1 protein-coding gene is annotated in these 4,140 nt (G+C 71.1%); it reads left to right on the top strand.

Annotated features, from left to right (window positions below; all coding sequences use genetic code 11):
• On the top strand, positions 1-4,140 hold a 4,140-nt coding region (locus FHS38_RS34750; RefSeq protein ID WP_184740587.1), incomplete at both ends, for a non-ribosomal peptide synthetase.

The following is a 4,140-nucleotide window of genomic DNA, read 5'->3' as shown; positions in this document are numbered from 1 at the left end:
CCTCGACACCATCGGCATCGACGACAGCTTCTTCAACCTCGGCGGCCACTCCCTCCTCGCCACCCGACTCATCAGCCGCATCCGCACCGAACTCGGTGTGGAACTCGCAGTGCGCGCGGTCTTCGACGAGCCCACGGTCGCGGGACTGGCGGGCCGGCTGGACTCGGCCGGTGCCTCGCGCCAGGCCTTGAGCACCATGGAACGGCCGGAGGAGATCCCGCTGTCCGCGGCCCAGCGCCGCCTGTGGTTCCTCAACCGGCTCGAGGGCCCCAACGCCACCTACAACCTTCCCCTCCCGGTCCGCCTTCAGGGCACGCTGGACACCGCCGCCCTGCATTCGGCCGTCACCGACGTGGTCACCCGGCACGAGAGCCTGCGGACCGTCTTCCCCGACACCGACGGCAGGCCCCGTCAGGAGGTCCTGACCGGTGACCGGGCCGTACCCGAGCTCGTCGTCACCGACGTGACGGCCGATGACCTCGCCGGGCACGTCGAGGCCGCGTCGCAGCAGGGCTTCGACCTCGCACGCGAACTGCCCCTCCGGGCACATCTGTTCCGCGTGTCCGCCGACGACCACGTACTCCTGCTGGTCGTCCACCACATCGCGGGCGACGGCTGGTCGATGGCTCCCCTCTCCCGCGACCTGTCCGACGCGTACCGGGCGCGCCTGGCCGGTACGGCTCCGACATGGCAGCCGCTGCCGGTCCAGTACGCCGACTACACCCTCTGGCAGCGCGACGTACTCGGCGACGAGAACGACCCGCAGAGCGTCATGAACAGCCAGCTGGACTTCTGGCGCACCACCCTGTCCGGCATCCCCGAAGAGCTTCAACTCCCCACCGACCGGCCGCGGCCCGCCGTCGCCACCAATCGGGGCCGGACGCTTCCGCTGGACCTGCCGGCCGCCGTCCACCAGCGGATCGTGGACGTCGCCCATGCCCACGGCGCGAGTGTGTTCATGGTGGTGCAGGCCGCGGTCGCGGCGCTGCTGGGCAAGCTCGGGGCCGGTGAGGACATCCCGATCGGCAGCGTCATCGCCGGACGCACCGACGAAGCACTCGACGACCTCGTCGGCTTCTTCGTCAACACCCTCGTCCTTCGCACCGACCTCACCGGCAACCCCACCTTCGCCGAACTCGTCGAGCGCGTGAAGGAAACCGACCTGGCGGCGTACGCCAACCAGGAGGTCCCCTTCGAGCGGCTGGTCGACGACCTCAGCCCGGAGCGCTCCCTGGCCCGGCACCCCCTCTTCCAGGTCATGTTGTCGTTCGAGAACAACGCCGCCGTGCGGGCCGAGATCCCCGGCACGGAGGTGACGCCCTACGGGGTGGAGCTGGACATCGCGAAGTTCGACCTGTCGTTCCAGCTCGTCGAGCGCTTCGGCCCCGACGGGGCTCCGGCGGGCATCGGCGGTGGCATCGAGTTCGCCACCGACCTGTTCGACGCGGACACCGCCCAGAGCATCGTGGACCGCTGGGCACGGCTGCTGGACGGCGTGCTGGGTGACCCGGACACCCCCGTGAGTGCGGTGGACGTGCTGTCGGCGGAGGAGCGCGAGCGGATCCTCGTCGAGTGGAACCCGGAGGCGGGGTCGGCACCCGAGGCGACCCTCGTGGCGCTGTTCGAGGCCCAGGCCGCGCGGACGCCGCAGGCCATCGCGGTCACCGGCGACGGGACGAGCCTCTCCTACGCGGAGCTGGACGCCGACGCGAACCGCCTGGCCCGCCACCTCATCGAGCGGGGTGTGGGCCCGGAGCAGCTGGTGGCCCTTGCCCTGCCCCGTACCGAGCAGATGATCGTCGCCCTGCTCGCCGTACTGAAGGCGGGTGCCGGTTACCTTCCGGTCGACCCCGACTACCCGGCCGACCGCATCGCGTACATGCTCCAGGACGCCCGCCCGGCGCTCGTGCTGTCGTCCACGGATGCCGTGGCCGTCCTCGACACCGCGGCGGCGGACACCACTGCACGCCTGGTCCTCGACGACCCGGCCGTCGTGGACGCCCTGGGCCGGCAGTCCGCCGGGCCGGTCACCGACGCCGAGCGGATCACCCCGCTCTCGCCGTGGCACCCGGCGTACGTCATCTACACCTCCGGCTCCACCGGCCGGCCCAAGGGTGTGATGATCCCGCACCAGAACGTCACGCGTCTCTTCGCCTCGACCGAGCACTGGTTCGGCTTCGGCACCGAGGACGTCTGGACGATGTTCCACTCCTACGCCTTCGACTTCTCCGTCTGGGAGATCTGGGGCCCGCTGCTGTACGGCGGCCGGCTCGTCATGGTCCCCTACACGACCAGTCGCTCCACGCAGGAGTTCCGGGCCCTGCTCGCGGACCAGAAGGTGACGGTCCTCAACCAGACCCCGTCCGCCTTCTACCGGCTCATCCAGGAGGAGCGCGAAAACCCCGGCGCCGCCGGTGAACTCGCCCTGCGCACGGTCGTCTTCGGCGGTGAGGCCCTCGATCTGCGGCGCCTGGAGGACTGGTACGAGATCCACCCGGACTCCGCCCCGACCCTCGTCAACATGTACGGCATCACGGAAACCACCGTGCACGTCACGTACCGGGCCCTCGACCGGCGCGGCGCGGCCACTCTCAGTGGCAGTGTGATCGGTGAGGCGATCCCGGACCTCCGGGTCTACGTCCTGGACGCGGGGCTGCGTCCGGTTCCGCCCGGTGTCCCGGGCGAGCTGTATGTCGCCGGCGACGGTCTGGCCCGCGGCTATCTCGGCCGCCCCGGTCTGTCCTCCGAGCGGTTCGTCGCATGCCCCTTCGGTGCGCCGGGAGCCCGGATGTACCGCACCGGTGACGTCGTGCGCTGGACGGGTGACGGCGAGCTCGAGTACCACGGCCGCGCGGACGACCAGGTCAAGATCCGTGGCTTCCGCATCGAACTCGGTGAGATCGAAGCGGCGCTGTCCTCGTACGACGCGGTCGCCCAGGCCACCGTCGTCGTCCGCGAGGACCAGCCCGGCAACAAGCGGCTCGTCGCCTATGTCGTGCCGACCACCGGCCTGAGCCTCGACACGGACGCCCTGCGCGCCCACATGACGGAGGTGCTGCCGGAGTACATGGTCCCGGCCGCGTTCGTTGCTCTGGACGTGCTGCCCCTGACGGCCAACGGCAAGCTGGACCGCAAGGCCCTGCCCGCCCCCGACTTCAGCGAGCACGTCACCGACCGCGGCCCGCGTGACGCCCGTGAGGAGCTGCTCTGCGGTCTGTTCGCGGACGTTCTCGGTCTCGACACCGTCGGTATCGACGACAGCTTCTTCGAACTGGGCGGCGACAGCATCGTCTCCATCCAGCTCGTCAGCCGCGCCCGCGCCGCCGGACTCGTCCTGACCCCCCGCGATGTCTTCCAGCACCGCACGGTCGAGGCGCTGGCCGTGGTGGCGCAGGCCGCCGACACCGAGGCCGACTCCACACCGCGGGACCCGGACGCCGGCATCGGTGAGCTTCCTGCCACGCCGATCATCCACTGGCTGGCCGAGACCGGCGGCCCCGTCGACGGCTACAACCAGGCCATGGTCGTCCAGGCCCCGGCCACGGCCACCCTGGACACCCTCGCCGCCACACTCCAGCCCGTCCTCGACCACCACGACATCCTGCGGCTGCGCACCACCCGGACCGAGGGCGCCGACTGGGCCCTCACCATCCGGCCCAAGGGCGCCGTCAAGGCCGCCGACATCCTGCGCCGCGTCGACGCCAACGGCATCCACGGCGACGCCCTGCGCACCCTCATGGCCGACGAGGCCCGAACCGCCCAGGGCGCGCTCGACCCCGACAACGGCGTCGTGCTGCAAGCCGTCTGGTTCGACGCCGGCGAGGGCACCACCGGGCGCCTCCTCCTCATGGCCCACCACCTGGTCATCGACGGAGTATCCTGGCGCATCGTCCTGCCCGACCTGGCCACCGCCTACCGGGCTCTCGGCAGCGGCGACGAGGTCGAACTCCCGCCCGTGGGAACCTCGTTCCGGGCTTGGGCCCAGGGTCTGGTGGAAGCGGCGTCCTCTGAGGCCCGTGTCGCCGAGCTCGACGTATGGACCTCGATGCTCGGGACCGAGGACCCACTCCTCGGCAACCGCCCCCTCGACCCCGAGCGCGACACCGCCGCCACCTCACGCAGCCTCTCCCTCGAACTCCC

The sequence above is a fragment of the Streptomyces netropsis genome (assembly GCF_014203545.1).
In the GTDB taxonomy this organism is placed as follows: Bacteria; Actinomycetota; Actinomycetes; order Streptomycetales; family Streptomycetaceae; genus Streptomyces; species Streptomyces netropsis.
Note: the sequence above shows the minus strand (reverse complement) of the source record. Positions and strands in the feature narration are given on the sequence as shown.